Raw genomic sequence first — 20,951 nt, forward strand, 5'->3', positions numbered from 1 at the left:
CTCCCTATAAATCGGCGGAAAATCTATATTTCACAACAAATCAGTTGAATTATAGGGAGAGTTTCCCTAATTAGTATTCAAATGCGCAGAAATTTCTGAGTTATAGGGAGATATTCCTTAATTCGCACGCAAAGCAGTGCTTCTTAAAAACCGGAGAAGCGCTATGTTGCGTTTTAAACAGTTAAAAGAAAGAAATCCTGCTTTTTGGGAAAGCCTATGTCATTTTTTAGCTTCGAGTGGGTACGAAGGATTTAATCCACGTTCCGAAGCTCCCAGGGTTACGGCTCTGAACAAGGATTACACCTTCTCCGCGGAATCGGCAGACAAGCGCTTCACCACTGGTTAAACTGTTCAACCAACCCGAGGCTGCTTTTTCTACCTTATAGTCCATATAATCTGGCCAAGCGACGAGATGTCCATTGTCGATAATCATCTCTTCACCTGGTGCTAAATTAATGGCGTGGATCGCTCCGAAGGAGGACAGGAATACCGTTCCTCTGCCGCTGATTTCTACAATGAAGAAGCCTTCGCCAGAGAAAAGTCCGCGTGTTAAATTTTGCATTTTGGTATTTACTTGAATGCCTTCCGTTCCGGCTAAGAATCCGTCTTTTTGAACTAACAGCTTATAAGAACCATCTAATTCGATAGCTTGGATATCACCTAATGATCCTGGAGACAGTAGGACCTCACTTTGACCACGGATAGCTCTGAGTTCCTGGAAGAAGAATTTTTCACCGCTCAGCATTCTTCCCAGACCCCGCATCACGCCTCCATCAGCCGTTCCTTTTAACTCTACGTTAGGAGACATGGCAACCATTGCGCCCATCTCAGCTTTAACACTTTCGCCGGGGTCCAAATATACCTTCAACATTGCAAAAGCACCCTCGTACAAAACATCGTATTTCATCACTAATAACCTCCGAATCTATTTAGATAAGTTAGAAAACAAGCAGTGATCTCATTGTAACGGAATTCTGGCTGCGCTCATAGTCTGTATTATGTTAAACTATAGCTGTCTGATAGTTCATCAATGAATAGGAGAGTGGTGCCACATGGCACGAACCAAGACTCAAAAAGCCTTGTTAAAGGCAGAGCGCTCAGGTATCTGGTGCGCAGCTCAAAGTCGAAGATCCAATAGGGATTATAGCGCCATTTCACAGCATGTACGGTTAATGCCGAGCAAACAACAGCAATTGAATAAGAACAAACACAAGGAGCGGATCTTCCAAGATGATGCTCCTTTTTGTTTGGCCATTTGAAATGAATATATCACTAAGAATATACTGATTGAATACATAAAGGATAGGAGATGTGTAACTAATGAAACAAAATAAATACGACGATACGAATTTCTTCTCAGCCTATAAACAAATGCCTCGTTCCATTGGCGGGCTTGAAGCAGCTGGAGAATGGCATGTATTACAACCTCTGATCCCAGACTTACATAATAAAAGTGTTCTTGATTTAGGCTGCGGGTTTGGCTGGCATTGTTTATATGCACGCGAGCAGCAGGCAAGCTCAGTCGTTGGCGTAGATATCTCTGGAAAAATGCTTCAAGAAGCGCGTGGAAAAACAGATGATCCAGCTATTTCTTATATCCAGATGCCGATTGAGGATATTGAATTTGCGAGCGAACAATTTGATGTGGTCATTAGTTCATTGGCCATGCATTATGTAGCGTCCTTTGAAGCCATCTGTCGCAAGGTTCATGCTTATCTTAAGCCAGGCGGTAGTTTTATATTTTCAGTGGAGCATCCCATCTTTACTTCTCGAAATGAACAGGACTGGTATGTGGATGACCAAGGCAATCGTCTCCATTGGCCTGTAGATCATTATCAGTCTGAGGGATTGCGTGAAACGACATTCTTAACAGAAAATGTGATTAAATATCATCGCACAATCTCAACCTATTTCAATGACTTGATTGGAGCCGGGTTTGCTATCAAAGCAGTTAAAGAGCCTAAGCCTTCTGATGAGATGAGCAATGATCCGTGGATGAAGGACGAGGATCGCAGACCGATGTTCCTGATTATTTCAGCTCAAAAAGAATAATTATCTCATTAACATGCCTATGCTTTGAATATAGAAGCAAGGGCTATCCTAGTAGGAGTTTATCTACTTCAGGGATAGCCCTATTTTTATTGATTCGCCTTATCTCTTGTTATACTTGAGTTCTGCTGTGTACACGGTATTGTCTAGGGGACATGCCGAAACGACTTCGGAATACACGGTGAAAATAAGTATAGTTTGCGAAACCGCAGGTTTCTGCTACTTGCTCCAGCGGCATTGGACTGAAGGTGATTCGTTCTCTTGCCATTTCTAGCCGGACATCATTTACATATTTGATAATACTGGTCCCAAAGGCCTCCTTAAATAAATGAACGGCACGGGAGACGGAAATATCTACATTTGCGGCAACATCCTCCAACAGAAAAGGTAAGGTTGCATGCTCCTCAACATATTGCTTCATTCGGTATGCTAGATAGCCTTTAGGCGTAATCGCTGGCTGATCTGTAATGAGTCTGTCGATTTCCATACATAGGATTTGCAAATAACAGGCAGATATCGCTGGTGAGAAATCGGAAAGACGTCTGTGCTCAAGAATCAGCTGACGAAATAAGCCGAGGAAATTCTCACTCAGTGGCACACTTAAGAGTGAGGGTCTCTGAGCACGTTCCCACCATTCAACAATCCAAGTGCCTTCACAAAAAATATGATAATCTCCGCTTTCAATGCGCGGCTTACCTACAGGATACTCTTCCTTATCAATAATTAAATAGTAAGGATCATTAGGAGCAAACAGCATGATATCGCCGCTCTCCACTGGTGTCATCACACCGTCGATCATTGCTCGGCTTCGGCCCTCTGTTTGCAGACGAATTAAATAGTTCTGATTTCCATGGCTATGTGACATATGGAAAGGTTTGCGGTGAAAGGAAAATCCAGCGGATAAAACGTGACAGGTAGTAGATTGATTCATATGTCCTCCTTGATGACTAGAAATGATAATCAGATTGTTCATGTTTTAATCATATTATTCATTTTATTATATACGCTTTCATATTACTATGTACCTAAGCAATAAAGAAAGAAATCGACCATCTACGCTATACGGAGTCGATATTAGCTATGCAAACAAGAATGGCAGTTGAAGGAAACTAATGGGAATCAGATTAGTCAATTCTACAACAGCATTATTGTTCAAGTGATTGCTGCTGTTGATCTCTTTGGGGACGAGCAGCAGAAAGAAGTTTAAATGAATTAGTAAGCTAACCCTAAACCCATTGGAGTGATTAGAAAATGCTGAAGATAGGTCTGCAATTGTACACGCTTAGAGAAGAACTGGAACAGGATTTTGAAGGGACACTGCGTAAGGTAGCAGCCCTTGGATATAAAGGCGTAGAGTTTTTCCACTATTTCGGCCGCACCGCAGCAGAAGTTAAACAATTGCTAAATGAGCTTGGACTGGTCGCGCTCGGCGCACATCGTCCATATGACGCATTGTTGAATGATACAGAAGCAGAGATCTCTTACAATCTTGAGATTGGAAATCCAAATTTGATTGTTCCTTATTTGTCAGAAGAACAACGTAACTATGAAGAGGTTGCCGCGAATCTGAAGGTTATTGGAGAAAAGTGTAAAGCGGGCGGAGCAGTTCTTCTGTATCACAATCATGATTTCGAGTTAACTGATAAATATGGTGATAGTGACCGTACTGCTTTTGATGGATTGTTTGAAGAGGTGCCGGCTGACCTGTTGCAAGTGGAAATGGATACTTGCTGGGTACATCATGCAGGCTATGATCCAGTTGAATATATCAATAAATACGCAGGTCGACTGCCGATCATCCATCTGAAGGATTTGAAGAAAAATGAAGACGGCTCTCCAGAAACTGTAGTACTAGGTGAAGGTGAAGTGAACCTTACTGCAATTTTAAATGCAGCTGTACAGGCGAATGTGGAGTGGGCGGTAGTAGAGCAGGATTTCTGCAGTCGTTCACCATTAGAAAGTGTAGAAGATAGTTTGAAATGGGTAAAAGCATACGCAAATCAAGGAGGAAAAGTTAATGTCTAATAAGTTGAGAATTGCTATTGTAGGTTGCGGTGGTATCGCAAATGGAAAACATATGCCAAGTTTGTCACGTCAGAAGGATGCTGAAATGGTAGCTTTCTGCGATATCGTTGAAGAACGTGCACAGAAAGCCGCTCAGACTTATGGCGCTGAAGGCGCTGCTGTTTATACAGATTACACTGAGCTTTTGAAAGCTGGCGGATTTGATATTGTTCATGTATGTACACCAAATGACAGTCACTCCGTGATTACTATCGCTGCATTGGAAGCAGGTAACCATGTAATGTGCGAGAAACCAATGGCTAAAACCACTGCCCAAGCACAAGAAATGTTGGATGCTGCGAAGCGTACGGGGATGAAGTTGTCTGTCGCTTACCAGAACCGTTATCGTTCGGATAGTGAATACCTTAAAGCACTCTGCGAAAACGGCGAACTAGGTGATATCTATTATGCAAAAGCAATTGCCCTTCGTCGTCGTGCGGTTCCTACTTGGGGCGTGTTCCTGGATGAAGAAAAGCAAGGCGGCGGCCCACTGATCGATATCGGTACGCATGCACTTGATCTTACTTTATGGATGATGGATAATTATAAACCACGCAGTGTTATGGGTTCGTCTTTCCATAAACTGAGTAACCGAAAGAATGCTGGAAATGCCTTTGGTCCTTGGGATCCTGAGCAGTTTAAGGTAGAAGATTCAGCTTTTGGATTTATTACCATGGAAAATGGTGCTACAATTGTACTTGAATCTAGCTGGGCACTAAATGTATCTGAGTATCGAGAAGCTCAGACGCTTCTTGCAGGTACAGAAGGTGGTGCAGATATGAAGGATGGTCTGCGCCTAAACGGTGACCGTGGTGGACGTCTGTATGAGACCAAAGTAGACTTGTCTGCTGGTGGAGTAGCGTTCTTTGATGGAGGACAGGAAAATGAATCTGATCGTGAAGCTCGCTTGTGGCTTGAGGCGGTTAGAGAAGACAAGGAACCTGTAGTTAAACCTGAGCAGGCCCTCGTTGTTACTCAAATCTTGGAAGCTATTTATGAATCTTCACGTACAGGTCGCGCTGTGTATTTTGACGGCACATCAGATAATTAATAGGGAAGTAGGAGTGGAAGTCATGAGCTCAAAGATACATTCCGTAGTCATCGTTGGCTTTGGTGGAATGGGAAGTTATCACGCGAAATTAATTAAGGAGACTAACTCCCTTGAAGTGGTAGGGACATACGACTTGCTTGAAGCACGTCGTGCGGACTCCATCAATGCTGGTTACAAGGTATATGAAAGTTATGAAGAAGTATTAGCAGATCCTGCAGTTGAGATTGTTCTTATTGCGACACCAAACGATGTACACAAAGTAATCGCTGTACGTGCGCTACAAGCTGGCAAACATGTTATTTGTGAGAAGCCGGTCGCTATGTCGAAGGTAGAGCTTCAAGAAATGCTGGCCGCTGCAGATGCAGCAGGACGTGTGTTCATGGTACATCAGAACAGACGGTGGGATGAGGATTTCTTAACGATCAAAAAAATGTATGATCAAGAGACCATTGGTTCATTGTTCCAGCTTGAATCTCGCGTACACGGAGCGAATGGTATTCCAGGAGACTGGCGCCATGTCAAGGCACAAGGTGGAGGAATGCTGCTGGATTGGGGCGTTCATTTATTAGATCAGCTCTTATTTATGATCGATAGCAAAGTCATCAGTGTGAGCAGCAGTCTGAGCTTTATTCTAGGCAATGATGTAGATGATGGCTTTGAAGCCATCCTGCAATTTGAGAATGGAATAAAAGCTATCATTGAGGTTGGGACAACTAACTTTATTACGCTGCCTAGATGGTATGTGAAGGGTATTGAAGGAACGGGTATTATCGAAGATTGGTCTTTAACTGGACGTTTAGTAACCAGAAACAATGAAGGCGAAAAGATCGAGCCTAAGCCTATACGTGCAGGTGTCGGATTAACTAAAACGATGGCGCCTCCTTCGGAAGGGGCTACGATTACAGAAGCTTTACCTCAACCTGCGGAGCTAGGTTCTAGCTTCTATGACAATTTCGCAGCCGTAATTGAGGGGACAGCTGAACCCATTGTTAAGAATGCTGAAGTCATGCGTGTTCAGAATTTGATTGAGGCTATTTTTGAATCTGCTGAGAAGAATCAAGTGCTCAAAGACTTCGATATGTATGGTGAAGGTAAGTAAACTATTTGCAAAAGAGGTGACTTACAATGAAACTTGGAGTATTTATGGTCTTGTTTGGGGGTCGCAAGCTGGAGGATGCTCTTGATTATGTAGCGTCCAAAGGACTAAAGGCGGTAGAGATTGGTACAGGAGGCAATCCTGGTAACAGTCATTGTGATCCTAAGATGCTTCTCGAGAATGAGGCAGCATTGAGAGAATTCAAACATGCTGTGGAATCCCGTGGATTAACGATCAGTGCACTGAGCTGTCACGGAAATCCCCTACACCCACAAAAAGAGCTTGCCCAGAAGGATCATGAGGACTTTGTGAACTCGGTCAAATTGGCGCAGAAGCTAGGTGTTCCAGTCGTTAATACGTTTTCTGGTTGTCCAGGTGATCATGAGGGTGCCAAGTATCCGAACTGGCCGGTAGCTCCATGGCCAAATGATTATCAAGAAATTCTGGATTGGCAATGGGAGAATAAAGTGATCCCTTACTGGACTGAATGGGGAGCCTTTGCCGCAGAGCATGATGTGAAGGTTGGTCTTGAGCTCCACGGCGGATTCTCTGTTCACACACCGGGTACTTTACTGCGTTTGAGAGAAGCTGCGGGTGAGGTAATCGGAGCAAACCTTGATCCGAGCCATATGTGGTGGCAAGGAATTGATCCGGTGCAGGCGATTCATATATTGGGACGCCAAGGCGCAATCCATCATTTCCACGCCAAAGATACAGTTATTGATCCAGTCAATGTTAATATGCATGGCTTAACAGATATGCAATCCTATACCAAAATGCTTGACCGTGCATGGCAGTTCCGTTCGGTTGGTTTTGGACATGATCTTAAGACTTGGGCTGATATTATGAGCGCTCTTCGTTTGGTAGGATACGATTATGTGGTCAGTATTGAGCATGAAGATGGATTGATGTCTGTGGAAGAAGGCTTCTCCAAAGCGGTAAGTAATCTTCAACAAGTATTAATTGAGGAGCCACTAGCAGAAATGTGGTGGGTATAGATTAAGGGCATAGAATATAAAAAATGACGTGCGTAAGCACGTCATTTTTCCTGTATTAATAATCCGAAATTTAACCCATACAAATTGGAGGACGATCATGCAGCCGATAAAAATACAGAGAGAACACAAACTACAAGTTACATCCAGTATTCAGGATTATTTTGAAACGGAGCTATCTAGCGAAATTGGCCAATTAGCAAGTGAGAATCTTCTTGATTTTATGCTCAAAGAACTCTCACCTCATATTTATAATCAGGCACTGGCAGATGCCCGTAAAGTGATTGAGCAAAAGATGATTTCCATTGAAGAAGAATTGTATGCACTTGAGCAACCACTGACCTCTGCTAGAAGATAGTCACCAACATAATGTATTGTTGTTTACCGCTGATTGATAAGCGCTACGTCTGGATCAGTCTCAGCTTCATAATCTACACCCTCGGTCTCAAATCCAAATAACTGGAAGAACTCTTGTTTGTAGCTTTCTAGATCTGTCAATTCGTAGATATTGTTTGTCGTGAGTTCATCCCAGATTTGAGCCACTTGATTCTGTACATCCGGGGACATCTCCCAGTCATCGATTCGGATACGCCCTTCTTCATCCACAGGAGTCCCTTCCATCGCATAAAGACGTTCTGCAAACAACCGATAGGTTTGTTCAATACAACCTTCATGAAGTTCTTGCTCTTTCATGACTTTGTATAGCGCAGAAGTGTATAGGGGGACGACAGGAATTGCTGAGCTAGACTGTGTGACCAGTCCTTTCGTAACTGCTACATAGGCCCGACCGTTTATACTTGATAGTTGATTGTTAAGAGTGTGTGCTGTTAATTCTAGATGATCTTTTGCACGTCCAATTGTTCCCTTCCGATATACAGACTGGGTGATCTCCGGCCCGATATATGAGAATGCGATGGTGGTAGCATGATCTGCCAAAGCTCCGGCTTGATGAAGTGCTTCCATCCAAAGCTGCCAATCGTCACCACCCATCACTCGAATAGTATCATTGATTTCTTTGTCTGTAGCGGGCTCAATAGAAATTTGACTGACTTCACCCGTATGAAAGTTTACGGTTTTATTCGTGTAGGTATCGCCTATAGGTTTAATTACGGAGTTATAAACTTCACCCGTCACAGGATCTGTTCGACGGGCAGAAGCAACGCTGTAGATGACTAGATCAACTTGTCCCAATTCACTGCGAATCAGCTGTATAGTTCTATCCTTAGTTTCTTTGGAGAAGGCATCACCGGTTACGCTGTAGGATTGAAGTCCAGCTTTCTCTGCAAGTTCCTCAAAGGCTGCTGAATTGTACCATCCAGCAGAGGCTGTACGGGCTCCGTTGCTGCTGCTCTGGCGGTAGACGCCTACTGTACTGGCTCCAGCCCCAAAGGCGGCTGTAATCCGTGAGGCGAGGCCATATCCTGTTGAGGCGCCAATGACAAGCACCTTGCGTGGTCCTTTGATTTCGGGTTGTGTCTGGATATATTCGATTTGCCGCTCTACTTGACGAGCGCAACCTTGCGGATGTGCGGTAGTACAAATAAAGCCGCGTGTTCTAGGTTTAATAATCATGTTAATCGTTTCCTCTCTTTCATGAAAAGCGGGCTAATGAGACTCGTTTGTTCTAATTTTAACAATTTTCAATCAAATGGAGAAGGGTTGTTTATTATTTGATACTTATTTCATTATGGTGGTGAGATCTTGGAGAGCTTTACTAAAACAAAATTAACGACAGAGCAACAGAGTGATTTGGTAGGTGCTACTTTTGGAAGTCATGTGAGCATTCAGCGAAGTACTGAACTGACAGGTGGCTACTTTAACGCAGCATATGACCTTTTATTATCAGATGGAAGAGACATGATTCTTAAGATAGCACCGTCAGCTGAAGCAGACACCCTTAGTTACGAACATGATATTATGTCTGTAGAGGTTGCGGCGATGCGACTGATGAAGTCAAATGGGACAGTACCTGTGCCACGGGTATACGCTTATGATAACAGTAAAGAAATGATTTCAAGTGAGTTTTTTTTCATGGAGAAAATAGTTGGCCAGCCTTATAATGAAATTAAGGAAGAGCTAAGTTCGCAGCAGAGAATGAGTATTGAGGAAGAGTTAGGTCGTTATTCCCGTTTAATTAATGAAATTCCTGGTGAGCGTTTCGGATTATTTAGTGCGTCCACACCCGTAAAAGGAACTTCATGGCGGGAAACTTTTAAGCATTTGATAATGAACCTGCTTGAAGATGCACGTCGTTTAAAGGTAGAAATGCCCATTCCGTTAGAATCTGTTGAGGCAGAGATCAAAATTCGCTTACATGTTATGGACGCAGTCGTTAAGCCTCGTCTAATACATTGGGATTTATGGGATGGCAATGTGTTTGTGCGAGAGGGGCGCATTGTTGCATTGATTGATTGGGAACGGGCACTTTGGGGCGATCCCCTTATGGAATATTATTTTCGCTATATTGAGAATTCAGAGCATTTCTGCAGAGGTTACGGAGATAGCTTCGACAGTCCAAATGAATGTGCCCGTAAAAAACTCTACGACTTATATATCGACTTAATTTACTTCATCGAGTGTTATTCGCGTAAGTACGATAGCCAGGGCCACCTGAAGTGGGCGCATGATAATCTGCTTGAGGGCTGGAAGCGGTTCATGAATTAACATATTTTTGACACAACTACAATATGAAAGATAGGGAGGCTGAGCAACAGTAGGGGAGAGTTCTTATATTTGAACGGCTGAGTGTACATATGGATACTGTAAGTTTGCTATAGCCACTGTCGATACTACGTTTGTTTCATGATCATTTATGCATAATAAGCATTACTTACTGATCACATAACCATGTAACTTTTGCTTTGGTTGTATTATTCGTGTATATTTTGATAGTGGGCTTTAGAATCATGGCAGTATTCCTTCCATACCATTTATTATATTTAGCAGTACCTAGTAGTTCTTCCTTATTCTCTGATTTGCGTATTTTAAAGTGGAACTATCACACCTATTGAGCACGCAATAATTAGATCTAGTACTAAAGTGTGAGGTTCGCCGTATTTTTTTCAGAAAAATCTTGACTAGAACCCTTAAAACTAGATAAAATAATACTTATTGCTTACAACATGCTGAGAATCATTATCATAATTGACGAGGAAATGAGAGGGTGACAAGATGGAGCGCCTTTTAGAGGTAAAAGACTTAGCGATATCATTCAAAACACATGGCGGAGAGGTACAAGCGATCCGTGGTGTTAGCTTCCATGTAGATAAAGGTGAAACTCTAGCGATTGTTGGGGAGTCAGGTTCCGGTAAAAGTGTAACCTCACAAGCGGTTATGAAGCTAGTTCCTACACCACCAGGAGAATATAAACGCGGACAGATTCTGTTCGATGGACAAGATTTGATTGGCAAGACAGAGAAGCAGATGCAGAAAATCCGCGGTAAAGAGATCGGTATGATCTTCCAAGATCCGATGACCTCTCTGAACCCAATGATGAAGGTCGGCAGACAAATTACTGAAGTGCTGCTTAAACATGAGAACATCTCCAAGGCTGATGCGAATAAACGTGGGATTGAGCTTCTCAATCTTGTAGGTATTCCTTCTCCAGAACGTCGCTTCAATCAATATCCACATGAATTCAGTGGTGGTATGCGTCAACGTGTTGTTATTGCAATGGCACTTGCTGCGAACCCTAAACTTCTGATTGCGGATGAGCCGACTACTGCGCTCGACGTAACCATCCAAGCACAAATCCTTGATTTGATGAAGGAATTGCAGAAGAAGATTGATACGGCTATTATTTTTATCACCCATGATCTCGGGGTTGTAGCAAGAATGGCAGATCGTGTAGCTGTAATGTATGCCGGACAAATTGTTGAAATGGGAACAGCGGAAGAGATCTTCTACGATCCAAGACACCCATATACTTGGGGCTTGTTAGCTTCCATGCCAAGTCTAGAGAGCAAAGGTTCTTTGCTAACAGCAATTCCTGGTACGCCTCCAGATTTGATCAAACCGCCTAAGGGCGATGCTTTTGCACTACGTAGCACTTACGCTATGCAAATCGATATGGAGAAAGAGCCTCCAATGTATAAGGTTTCGGATACCCATATGGTGAAGTCTTGGCTAATGCATCCGATGGCTCCTAAGGTGGAACCGCCGGCAGTTGTTAAGAATAGACAACGTGTGCTTAAGAACGCTTATCCAGAGCCGGTTTTGGTACAAGAAGGCGCTAATTAAACAGATTATTCTTCGGAAAATATAAAAGGAAACGTCAGGCCATTTCGATGGCTTGGCGTTTTTTTTGTGCATGAATGTTCACTATTATTTAAATAAACATGAATTAATACGAACTTAATTAAATAAAAGGATTGACTATTGTTCGTTTTCGTTTCAAAATGAAAAGGCATACATAGGGGGTATAACGATGAGAAAAGCAATTATAACTACAATGATCAGTGTTTCATTATTAGCAGTAACCGCGTGCAATGACAAATCAGCCAGTTCCATCGACACAAATAACGCAGCTGACTCTGCGCAGCCAATCTTCAAAAATGTATCTGTACATGATCCGTCGATTATTATGGCAGATAATAAATACTATGTATTCGGTTCTCATTTAGCATCTGCTAAATCAAATGATCTGATGTCTTGGACTCAGCTGTCCTCAGGGGTGGTAGAAGGAAACGTACTCATTCCTAATGTCAAAGAGGAGTTTGCGGAAGCATTAAAATGGGCACAGACGGATACCTTATGGGCACCTGATGTTATCCAATTGGCGGATGGCAAATACTATATGTATTATAATGCTTGTAAAGGGGATTCCCCGTTGTCTGCACTCGGCATAGCTGTGTCGGACAATATTGAGGGACCTTTTAAGAATAAGGGCGTCATTCTGAAGTCAGGTAAGATGGGTAAGGGTGATGATGGAGAAATATATGATGCCACTCAAAAGCCGAATGTAGTTGATCCGGACGTGTTCTTTGATAAAGAAGGGAAGCTGTGGATGGTCTATGGCTCGTACTCCGGTGGTATTTTTATTATGGAACTAGATGCTAATACAGGCTTCCCGCTACCAGATCAAGGTTATGGCAAAAAGCTCCTGGGTGCGAATCATGCTCGGATAGAAGCTCCATATATGCTATACAGTCCGGAAACGGATTACTACTATCTGTTCCTATCCTACGGTGGTCTGGCTGCAGACGGTGGATATAACATCCGTGTAGCTCGTTCAAAGGCGCCCGATGGACCTTTCGAAGATTCTGAGGGTCAGGATATGATTAATGCACAAGGATCTCCTACGGTATTGTTCGATGATCCAGCATATGCTCCTTATGGAGTGAAGCTAATGGGGAATTTCGAATTCTTGAATACGGATGACGAGCTGCCAGTGAGTGGAGAAGGATATGTATCACCAGGTCATAACTCAGCGTTTTATGATGAAGAGAATGGCAAGTATTATCTGATCTTCCATACACGCTTCCCGAATCGTGGAGAAAAGCATGAGGTAAGAGTCCATCAGATGTTTATGAACAGTGAGGGCTGGCCGGTGGTAGCCCCACACCGCTATGGCGGAGAGAGCATAGAGAAATACACGAAAGAGCAAATTTCAGGCGAATATAAATATGTAAACCATAACAAAGACATTACGGCTGATATCGTGCAGTCGGAGCGGATCGAATTAACTAAAAGCGGTAAGATTAAAGGAGCGGTAAAGGGGAAATGGAAGCTTATCGATGATCATACTGCGGAGCTTACCATTGACGGTTCTACTTATAATGGGGTATTCCTGAAAGTGTGGAATGAAGCAACAGCTAGTAACGTTATGACGTTTACTGCGGTTTCCAAGGAAGGTATCTCTATCTGGGGGAGCCATGTATCAACGATGGAATAATAGATTTTTTTTGAAATTGGCAGTAGAAACGGGGTTCCACTTAGTCCTGAGAATGACTAATCTGGAACCCCGTTTTATGGATGAGTGGTTAATCTTCAAACTTTCGAATCACAATGACAGCATTATGCCCGCCGAAACCAAAGGAGTTAGACATACCTATAGTAAGATCAGATTTTCGCGCAATGTTCGGGACATAATCCAGATCACAGATGGAATCTTTGACCTCCTGATTAAGGGTAGGCGGGATGATTCCTTCTTGAATGCTCTTAATTAGGGCAATGGCTTCTAGGCCACCGGCCGCCCCTAAGGCGTGTCCAGTCATGGACTTATTAGCGGTTACGGGAATCTGGTAGGCCTGATCACCGAATAACTTCTTTATCGCAAGGGTCTCGGAGCGGTCACCTACAACTGTACTTGTGGCATGAGCACTAATTACATCTACCTCTTCGGGCTGGAGATTAGCTTCATTCAGGGCCAGCTTCATCGCTTGATAAGCGCCAATTCCTTCTGGATGGGTGGCGACCATATGATAGGCATCAGAGCTGGCACCATAACCGATAACCTCTCCGTGAATCTTGGCGTTTCTACGCTGCGCATGAGAAAGTGACTCCAGAATAACTATTCCGCCACCTTCACCGATAACAAATCCGTCACGTTCCCCGTCAAAAGGCCGACTCGCCTTAATCGGCTCCTCATTTCGAGTGGATAAGGAGGTGGCATTGCCGAAACTGGCTAAAGAGATTTCGGTAATGGCTGCTTCTGATCCACCAGCAATTACGATGTCGGCACCTCCATAACGGATCAACCGGAAGGCTTCGCCGATTGCCGTATTTCCAATAGAGCAGGCAGTTACTGGAGACATTGTAGGACCCAAGGCTCCTAATTTAATGCTGATCATCGCCGCAGCCATATTGGAGATCATCATGGGAATTAAAGTAGGGCTGACCCGATCTGGTCCACGCCCCTTTAGGACACTCCCTTGCTCCATCAAGGTCTGAATTCCACCAACACCGGATCCTACATAAACTCCGAGACGTTCCTTGTCAATCTTATCAAGCTGTAGACCGGAATGTGTCCAGGCATCTTCAGCGGCTGCGAGGGCGAACTGACTAAATCTATCCATTCTGCGTGCTTCTTTACGGCCAAATCTGGCCTCCGCATCGAAATCATGCACGATTCCCGCAATCTTTGTCTTAAAGTTAGAGGTATCAAATGAAGTGATTGGGGAAATACCCGACTCACCAGAAACTAGACGATCCCAAAATTTCTCTATTGTATTTCCAAGGGGTGAGATTAGACCCATACCTGTAATAACTACGCGTTCCATAGTGAACCTCCTCAAGAAGTGTATATAGGTATTTTTCCACTTATTTTATCCTATTACAAGTTAGCGTTTATCCTAGTATAATTTGTACTATACTAAAGAATGTAACAGAGAGGAGAGGAAGCGTATGGCTAATCAGACGAGATTGCAGGCATTATCAGATTTCTTAAAAGCACGCCGTGCTGCGATCTCACCCGGCTCTGTTGGACTGCCAGAAGGCACTCGCAGGAGAACACCTGGACTTCGCAGGGAAGAAGTTGCACAGCTAGCAGGGGTAAGCAGCACCTGGTATACGTGGCTAGAACAGGGCAGGGATATTAAAGTATCTTCGTCTGTTCTGGACTGTATTGCAACTGCCTTAAAGTTAACTAGTGATGAGCGGAAGTATCTTTTTGCACTAGCACTAGAGACTGGAACAGGGAATGCTCTATTTCAGCAAGAGGAATCCTCCATAATTAGTCCTTCTTTGCAGAAAATTTTACAGGAGCTTAAGACTTGTCCTACGATTATTTCAGACCGACGTTGCGGGATTGTAGGTTGGAATGAGGCTGCAGCACATGTGTTTCTAGATTTCTCCAAACTGCCCATCGAGGAGAGAAATATGATTCGTTTGCTATTTGTTCGCAAGGAATTCAAACGTTTAGCCGTAAATTGGGAACAATTCGTAAGTGGATATCTATCCATCTTTAGAGCGTATTACGGACAATATGTAGAGGATCGTTGGTACGATGAATTTATTGAGGAATTAAAGGGACTGCATCCAGCGTTTAATGAAATATGGGAACAAAGTCGTGTTAGCTCTGCTCCAGATGTGCTATTGGAATTCAGACATGCCAAAGCAGGGAAAATGTTATTTCATTTAACCTCACTACAGGTTCAAGGCAGCACAGATTTACGTTGTAGTATTTATACGCCTGCCGCAGATTCAAATACTGAAATCAAACTGAAGCAGCTTATGGAGCAACATAAAGAATGAATGACTTAGGTAGAAGTTCATAGAAAATCATCTCTAGCTGAACTATCAGCTAGAGATGCTTTAGAGAGCATTATGAAATGAATCTATTAGAAATCTGATGTTGAGATTTCAATAAATCCAAATGTAGTACCTGCAGCAGTGCTTAAGAGTGCTGCAACCAACAGTGCATGAACTTGCAGTGTAAGGCTATTAAATGCTGGAATCGTGTAAGTGATAACTGGAGCATTCACACGAGTTAACACTAGCTCTACAGGGAAGCCCGAGTTATTATTTACTGTAACTGCGGCATTAATCCCACCTGCCAGATTTTCGTAATAAGATTTGCCAACGATAGGTACTAAATTAAAAAATTGTTGCGGTAATACGATGGCCATAGTAACGACCTCCTTTTCTTTTGATAGGATATACTATGCGATAAATCTATTGATGGGAGAGCGAATGACACGGTGAATTAGCACTTTTTGATAGGGGACAAGGAGCTTGTTATCACGGACACTACGATACTTATTCATAGAAAACGGGCATGTCCGTCAGCCGTCTACATGGCTATGGGACATACCCGTTTAATTGTCGAAAGATTAATGAGTGGCTATATTCTTTTTATTGGCGTGTTTACTTCCATAGATTCTGTACAATATCAATCCGAACAGCATACCGATAAATGACATCACGGAAATTGTTAAGTAAAGGACCTTACCGCCAAAGGCTTCATATAATGCTCCACCAGCATAAGAAGCGAGAATACCTGATACACCGAAGAACAGTAGCGCCAACACAGTTTGACCCGTAGCACGCCATTCCACAGGCACAATACTATATAGATACTGAATAGCTGCGGAGTAGAATACCGGGAAGGTAAGGATTTGTAGAATCTGTAGATAAGCTATTAAATGCGGATCAGAAATCCAGGCCGAAATAAAGAATCGAAGAAAATAAAAGGCTCCAGAAATTGAAATAATGATTAACTCTTTTCCTTTGCGAAGCCACCAAAAGCTTAAGGCAAACACAATAATTTCACTCATTGCGGCGATAAAGAACGATTGACCAACTAATTCAGGACTGCCTCCAAGCTCGCGAATATATACCCCAAGGAAGGTATCGTTCATTCGTGCGGGAACGGAGCTAATAAAGATGAGTACTAGGAATAGCAGTGTTTCTTTGTTCCTAAGAAAATGCTTCAGGCTATCTAGTGTGACCGGTTTACCGGTCACCGGAGCATCTGGCATGAACCAGCTGACCACAAGGCTTGTAAGACTAATCGCGACGAACAGCAAGGCCATCCCTTGTGAACCGAAATAACTCATCACATAACCTGTGAGTAGGGCCATAACACCGTACCCCAACGCTCCGTATGTACGTATTGAACCATAGCTAATTCCAGCTGCTTCAGAGATACGGAAATTTAGGCTCTCAGCTAGCGGATCGATAGGCATTAAGAAGAAATAGAGCAGCATCGCAAAAAGAATAAGTCGCACGTAGCTGCTTGAATCGAATAAAAAGTATCCGGTCACCGCAGAACATAACAACAGAATTAACAGCACTTTGCGGATCGTTCTTGTTTTGTCACTGATCATCCCCCATAAGGGTTGAGCAATAATAGTAACAAACCCTCCAGTACCAATAATGAATCCAATTTGCGCCGGATTAAGACCTTGCTCCCCTAGATAGACTGGCAGAAAAGGAATGAACATAGCCAGCAACGCAAAATACAAAAAGTTAAACCCTCGTAATAGTGTTGGTGCATTCATAAGTTTCTTTACCTCACGTATTTAATAATATTTAGATAGAGTCAATTTTGTTATTGTATCATGGATGTTGAATGATTAGGATATAAAACTATGATAAACTGAGAATAATTATAGCAAAATGCAAGGAGAAAAGCCGATGATAAAGCTGGTATCATGGAATGTTAATGGCCTTCGGGCATGTGTTAAAAAAGGGTTTAATGACTATTTCAAAGAAGTAGATGCGGATATCTTCTGTGTTCAAGAGACTAAGCTTCAAGAAGGGCAAATTACACTGGAGCATGGTGAAGAATACGAACAATACTGGAATTACGCAGTGAAAAAGGGATATTCCGGTACGGCAATATTCACCAAAATCAAGCCAATCTCTGCGAGATATGGGATGGAAGAAGATGAAGAAGAAGAAGGGCGGATCATTACATTAGAGTTCGAACATTTCTATATGGTCAATGTCTATACACCTAATGCCAAACGAGATCTGTCCCGATTGGAGTATAGAATGGAATGGGAGGACCGTTTCCGTAATTATCTCTTAGAGCTGGACAAGCATAAACCAGTTGTTGTCTGTGGAGACCTAAACGTTGCCCATGAAGATATTGATATCAAGAATGCAAAGGCTAACCGTGGGAACTCCGGTTTTACGGATGAAGAGAGAGGGAAAATGAGCACACTGTTAGAGTCGGGCTTCATAGATACATTCAGATATCTTCACCCGGAGCTGGAGGGAGTGTATTCATGGTGGTCTTATATGCCGAAGGTGAGAGAGCGGAATGTGGGCTGGCGAATTGATTATTTCTTAGCTTCTTCCAGACTTGCACCTAATGTAATGGATGCTCAAATTGATTGTCAGATCATGGGTAGTGATCATTGCCCAGTCATGTTGAAGCTAGCTGATTTTTCGGAATAAAAAAAGTGATATAAGGCCGCTAAGTTCCTGCACAGGACAAAGCGGCCTTTCTTTTATTAACTAACTATACCTATTGTATTCTTCCGATGATATCATCGAATTCAAGCGGTCCCATATTCACATTAATCCGCTGCTTTAGGATTAGCATGTTCTCTAGAATATTAATATCAAGTGTAATCAAGAAAGGCATTTCAATAAATAGCAAGGACAACTGAAGCTGATCTTCTGCAGACCAAGTAAAGCTGGACATAATCCGGTTCATGAAAGGCTCCAGGATGAGTGCAAAGCTTTCGAGCCATTGTCCTCGGCCTACTCGAATGACATTCTTTTCACCAAGCTTAGTGATTAAAGTAACTTCAGCTTCATCATTGAAGGAAATAGAGATAGTAGCTAGTGAAAATTGGTTATCCTCGAGTGTGTAGGTTATACCATTAATTTGATCTTCTAGAGAAGATGACTGCTGCAATTGTGGAGGGGCTATTGATAAGTTTTTTAATTGGTCTGCCAAATTACTTACTAATACTTGGTCCTCCGGAAGAGGGGCATCCTTCATGTTGGGTAGTAAATGCTCCCACACTGTATCCAAAATGCCCTGGATACTTTGGGTGGCGGCAGTAATCGCAATTACCGCATCCTGATCAGGAAGAACAACGCAGAGTTGTCCGAATGCGCCATCGGCGCGGTAGGCTCTGTGTTGGCATCTCCAGAATTGATAACCATATCCGAGCGCCCAGTCATGATCGCCTTCGCCATTGGAAATGTGTTTGGAAGTTGCCTCATTAATCCATTGTTCAGGCAGGATTCGTTGATTATTCCAGATCCCTTTTTGTAAGTAAAGCTGACCGAATTTAGCGATATCCTCTGTGGTAATGCTTAAGCCAAATCCCCCCGTGTTAATTCCACGTGGACAAGACTGCCAAGTTGCTCCGTGAATACCGAGCGGAGCGAACAGACGCGGTTCTAGATATTCTAGCAGTGTTTGGCCAGTAACTCGTTGAAGGATCGCGGACAGCATGTAAGTGGCGCCGGTATTATATAGAAAATGTGTACCTGGTTGTTTCTCCACTGGGACTGAGAAGAAAGCTTTAACCCAATTCCCGTCTGCACTTTTATGAAGTGTGTCCATAGTATCCACGACATGCCCGGTACCCATCATCAATAGATGTCTGATTGTCATGTTGGATAGATTGTCAGTGATAGTCGCAGGAGCCTCTTCAGGGAAGAAGGAGATGACTGCATCGTCAAGCGTAATTAGCTTTTCTGTAACCGCAAACCCGATTGCAGTTGAGGTGAAGCTTTTGCTAAGGGAAAATAGCATATGTGGTAGATCGGACTTATAAGGAGACCACCAGCCTTCAGAGACCACATACCCATGCCGTAGAAGCATGAAGCTATGCAGACCTAAGCTTTGCGTCTCGACTGCATCAATAAAGCTGGATATTGCGGCTGAGGAAATGCCCTGCTCTTCTGGAAGACTTCTAGATAACTGTAAGCTACTTGTAGTTTCCATTCATTCATCTCCTAAATTTTGAGAATTCTTACCTTCCTATTCTATAACAAATCCCGTTGTATAAATACTATATAAATGGGAGGATTTTCAATCCTCTATAGAGCTGCTGTTTGAGGCATCGGTATGCAATTTTTTCTCAGGCCATGAAATAACATGCGAGGTTCGGCTTAATTTCTCATAGATTAGCTGGTCATCTTTTTTGAATACCTTAATGATTAAATGAGTAAAGAAAACTAAATCGACCAGTAGAACAAAGAGATAAGCGACCGTTCTCAATGGTGAAGATAGAAGCCCCGTCACATCAGAATCGATAACAATAGCATGAAGTCCAAGTATTACCCAATATAGCAGACCATATCGGATCATAAGCGCCCAGAAAGAAGCCCGATGACCTCTGTTCGTCACCCGAATACGTACAATCCATTTGCCTAAGGTCCGCCCACCCGTGAAAGCTGGAATCAGGATGAAGTAAATCCCTGTTACAATCCAGAAAGCACTTTTAATATCGAATCCATAAAGTAGACCAAACCCAATGATCCACACCATACTATCGATGAAAAAGGCAATCCCTCTGCGGGTATAGGAGACTCTTTTGGCAGAACGATCGATATTCGTATCCAGTTGTTCTATGCGTGGCAGTAACCCGTTTATCCAGATCGCAATTCGGAATCCAAAGATTCCTCCCAGCGTGTTGGTAATAAGATCATCAACATCAAATAGACGGTAGGGATGATCAAAAAAGCCGTAGATGCCTGTAACCTGAGTGACCTCAAAAGATAACGAAAGTATGAAAGACAAGAGAATACACATTCCCCAGCGCGTTCGGAAATAGTAGCCCAGAAACAATCCAAACGGCACGGTCAAAGCGATGTTAAATATCACCTGTAAAAAAGCAGGCTCACGCAGTAACGACCAATACGTTGAAATCTGATCAGGTATGATCTTAGAACCATCAATAATATCTTGTATGAATTGAAGAGGGACAAGCTGCATGATACTTCCCGAAGGTGCCATATTATGTCTTGAGGAAGGCATCGGAAGCAAAACGAGAAAATAAGCGTTCATCAGATAGAGCAGCAATAAGTATAGAATTAAAGCTCTAAGCTTATGGATGTAGCCGTGTCTACGGTATTGGACGATTAAAAATGGGAGTGTGAAGATCAATGCCGCTATAGGAAACAACATAAAGGCATAAGAAATGGGGAAAAAGTAAGAATGAAACATAAGTCACCTGCCGAATCATTGTTTTTGTGGAATAATGTAGTCTGCTGCAAACTAGCTTTCCCGGCTCATTATAAAATTTTATGATAGGGAACTCAACTTATTTATTTAGCGCTTCCG

General features: G+C 42.9%; 20 protein-coding genes. 12 read left to right on the forward strand and 8 right to left on the reverse strand.

Annotation, left to right across the window (positions count from 1 at the left end):
• Positions 1–226: 226 nt before the first annotated feature.
• Positions 227–907, reverse strand: a complete 681-nt coding sequence (locus CA598_RS15835) for a TIGR00266 family protein (RefSeq protein WP_042187527.1) — start codon at positions 905–907, stop codon at positions 227–229.
• Between the two features lie 145 nt (positions 908–1,052).
• Here CA598_RS15835 and CA598_RS15840 point away from each other — a divergent pair, with 145 nt between their 5' ends.
• Positions 1,053–1,259 (forward strand): hypothetical protein, encoded by a 207-nt coding sequence (locus tag CA598_RS15840; protein ID WP_094877135.1) that lies wholly within the window; start codon positions 1,053–1,055, stop codon positions 1,257–1,259.
• A gap of 61 nt (positions 1,260–1,320) precedes the next feature.
• Positions 1,321–2,052, forward strand: a complete 732-nt coding sequence (locus tag CA598_RS15845; RefSeq protein ID WP_094877136.1) for a class I SAM-dependent methyltransferase — start codon at positions 1,321–1,323, stop codon at positions 2,050–2,052.
• A 109-nt stretch (positions 2,053–2,161) separates the two neighbouring features.
• Here the strand turns inward: CA598_RS15845 and CA598_RS15850 are convergent, their stop codons facing one another.
• Entirely contained in the window at positions 2,162–2,980 is an 819-nt protein-coding gene (locus CA598_RS15850) for an AraC family transcriptional regulator (RefSeq protein ID WP_094868610.1), read from the reverse strand.
• 320 nt (positions 2,981–3,300) lie between these two features.
• On the opposite strand from CA598_RS15850, the gene CA598_RS15855 reads away from it, so the two are divergent.
• The 5 genes from CA598_RS15855 to CA598_RS15875 all read left to right on the forward strand — a co-directional run bounded on the left by CA598_RS15855 (position 3,301) and on the right by CA598_RS15875 (position 7,613).
• Entirely contained in the window at positions 3,301–4,074 is a 774-nt protein-coding gene (locus CA598_RS15855; protein ID WP_094877137.1) for a sugar phosphate isomerase/epimerase family protein, read from the forward strand.
• Positions 4,067–5,164, forward strand: coding sequence for a Gfo/Idh/MocA family protein (locus tag CA598_RS15860; RefSeq protein WP_094877138.1), 1,098 nt, complete (start codon positions 4,067–4,069; stop codon positions 5,162–5,164). Before CA598_RS15855 ends, CA598_RS15860 begins: the two co-directional genes overlap by 8 nt.
• A 22-nt stretch (positions 5,165–5,186) precedes the next feature.
• Positions 5,187–6,263: a Gfo/Idh/MocA family protein gene (locus CA598_RS15865; protein ID WP_094877139.1), complete on the forward strand. Its 1,077-nt coding sequence runs from the start codon at positions 5,187–5,189 to the stop codon at positions 6,261–6,263.
• Positions 6,264–6,289: 26 nt separating this feature from the next.
• Positions 6,290–7,258, forward strand: a complete 969-nt coding sequence (locus CA598_RS15870; RefSeq protein WP_094868614.1) for a sugar phosphate isomerase/epimerase family protein — start codon at positions 6,290–6,292, stop codon at positions 7,256–7,258.
• 97 nt (positions 7,259–7,355) lie between these two features.
• A complete protein-coding gene (locus CA598_RS15875; RefSeq protein WP_094877140.1) occupies positions 7,356–7,613 on the forward strand; it encodes a DUF2164 domain-containing protein in 258 nt (85 codons plus the stop codon).
• 23 nt (positions 7,614–7,636) lie between these two features.
• Here the strand turns inward: CA598_RS15875 and fabV are convergent, their stop codons facing one another.
• Complete coding sequence (gene fabV / locus CA598_RS15880; RefSeq protein ID WP_094877141.1) at positions 7,637–8,827, reverse strand: enoyl-ACP reductase FabV; 1,191 nt, start codon at positions 8,825–8,827, stop codon at positions 7,637–7,639.
• A 129-nt stretch (positions 8,828–8,956) separates the two neighbouring features.
• On the opposite strand from fabV, the gene CA598_RS15885 reads away from it, so the two are divergent.
• The 3 genes from CA598_RS15885 (at position 8,957) to abnB (ending at position 13,148) form a co-directional block, all read left to right on the forward strand.
• Positions 8,957–9,919, forward strand: a complete 963-nt coding sequence (locus CA598_RS15885) for a phosphotransferase family protein (protein WP_094877142.1) — start codon at positions 8,957–8,959, stop codon at positions 9,917–9,919.
• Positions 9,920–10,426: 507 nt separating this feature from the next.
• Positions 10,427–11,494, forward strand: coding sequence for an ABC transporter ATP-binding protein (locus CA598_RS15890; RefSeq protein ID WP_042187548.1), 1,068 nt, complete (start codon positions 10,427–10,429; stop codon positions 11,492–11,494).
• A gap of 187 nt (positions 11,495–11,681) precedes the next feature.
• The gene (gene abnB, locus CA598_RS15895; protein ID WP_094877143.1) at positions 11,682–13,148 is read left to right on the forward strand and encodes an arabinan endo-1,5-alpha-L-arabinosidase AbnB; all 1,467 of its coding nucleotides are present in this window, start codon (positions 11,682–11,684) and stop codon (positions 13,146–13,148) included.
• A gap of 88 nt (positions 13,149–13,236) precedes the next feature.
• On the opposite strand, the gene fabF is transcribed toward abnB, so the two are convergent.
• Positions 13,237–14,475: a beta-ketoacyl-ACP synthase II gene (gene fabF, locus CA598_RS15900; RefSeq protein WP_094877144.1), complete on the reverse strand. Its 1,239-nt coding sequence runs from the start codon at positions 14,473–14,475 to the stop codon at positions 13,237–13,239.
• A 124-nt stretch (positions 14,476–14,599) separates the two neighbouring features.
• On the opposite strand from fabF, the gene CA598_RS15905 reads away from it, so the two are divergent.
• Positions 14,600–15,448, forward strand: a complete 849-nt coding sequence (locus tag CA598_RS15905) for a helix-turn-helix transcriptional regulator (protein WP_094877145.1) — start codon at positions 14,600–14,602, stop codon at positions 15,446–15,448.
• 86 nt (positions 15,449–15,534) lie between these two features.
• Here CA598_RS15905 and CA598_RS15910 read toward each other — a convergent pair whose 3' ends face one another.
• Both CA598_RS15910 and CA598_RS15915 read right to left on the reverse strand, forming a co-directional pair.
• Positions 15,535–15,822: a hypothetical protein gene (locus CA598_RS15910; RefSeq protein ID WP_094877146.1), complete on the reverse strand. Its 288-nt coding sequence runs from the start codon at positions 15,820–15,822 to the stop codon at positions 15,535–15,537.
• A 204-nt stretch (positions 15,823–16,026) separates the two neighbouring features.
• Positions 16,027–17,196, reverse strand: coding sequence for an MFS transporter (locus CA598_RS15915; RefSeq protein WP_094877147.1), 1,170 nt, complete (start codon positions 17,194–17,196; stop codon positions 16,027–16,029).
• Between the two features lie 139 nt (positions 17,197–17,335).
• On the opposite strand from CA598_RS15915, the gene CA598_RS15920 reads away from it, so the two are divergent.
• Positions 17,336–18,100, forward strand: coding sequence for an exodeoxyribonuclease III (locus CA598_RS15920; protein WP_094868665.1), 765 nt, complete (start codon positions 17,336–17,338; stop codon positions 18,098–18,100).
• 70 nt (positions 18,101–18,170) lie between these two features.
• Here the strand turns inward: CA598_RS15920 and CA598_RS15925 are convergent, their stop codons facing one another.
• Both CA598_RS15925 and CA598_RS15930 read right to left on the reverse strand, forming a co-directional pair.
• Entirely contained in the window at positions 18,171–19,610 is a 1,440-nt protein-coding gene (locus tag CA598_RS15925; RefSeq protein WP_094877148.1) for a serine hydrolase domain-containing protein, read from the reverse strand.
• A gap of 87 nt (positions 19,611–19,697) precedes the next feature.
• A complete protein-coding gene (locus CA598_RS15930) occupies positions 19,698–20,834 on the reverse strand; it encodes a VanZ family protein (RefSeq protein WP_094877149.1) in 1,137 nt (378 codons plus the stop codon).
• Positions 20,835–20,951: the final 117 nt, after the last annotated feature.

The organism is Paenibacillus sp. VTT E-133291 (assembly GCF_002264395.1).
Classification (GTDB): Bacteria; Bacillota; Bacilli; order Paenibacillales; family Paenibacillaceae; genus Paenibacillus_AQ; species Paenibacillus_AQ nitricinens.